Source organism: Cryobacterium sp. 10I1, assembly GCF_035019805.1.
GTDB classification, from domain to species: Bacteria; Actinomycetota; Actinomycetes; order Actinomycetales; family Microbacteriaceae; genus Cryobacterium; species Cryobacterium glucosi.
Genome location: NZ_JASJVF010000581.1, coordinates 1 through 385 on the forward strand (window position 1 = coordinate 1; position 385 = coordinate 385).

Below are 385 nucleotides of genomic sequence, written 5' to 3' on the forward strand. Positions count from 1 at the left end.
ATCAGCAGCCCGGTGATCCAGCCGAACCAGCCGGGGCGGCGCGATCGGGCTGCGGGAGCCTTTTGCGTGTTTTTGGGGGCGGAACTCATTTGGTGGTGTCCTGTCCTGTGCGTGCGGGGGTTTCGAGGGCTGCATCGCTGCAGCAGCTGGATTCAGAGTCGGCGGACCGAGCCGGCCCGTCGGGTGTTGCCAAGGTTGGTTCCGGGGGCTTTGGCTCGGTGTGGCGGGTGGCGCGCCACACGAAATAGCCGCCGGAGGCAACCAGCGCGATCGCCACGGCCCAGCCGGGAAGCCAGCCGAGGGCCTTGGTCGCGACGGAGACACTGTGTTGGAGGTCGGCGCCGAACTGGGCGAGCCAGCCGCCTGAGGTCATGCCGGGTCCGAC

1 protein-coding gene is annotated in these 385 nt (G+C 68.8%); it reads right to left on the minus strand.

The annotated features are described in order from the left end of the window. Window positions 1-85: 85 nt before the first annotated feature. On the minus strand, window positions 86-385 hold a 300-nt coding region (locus tag QN345_RS19875; RefSeq protein ID WP_323509221.1), incomplete at its 5' end, for a hypothetical protein.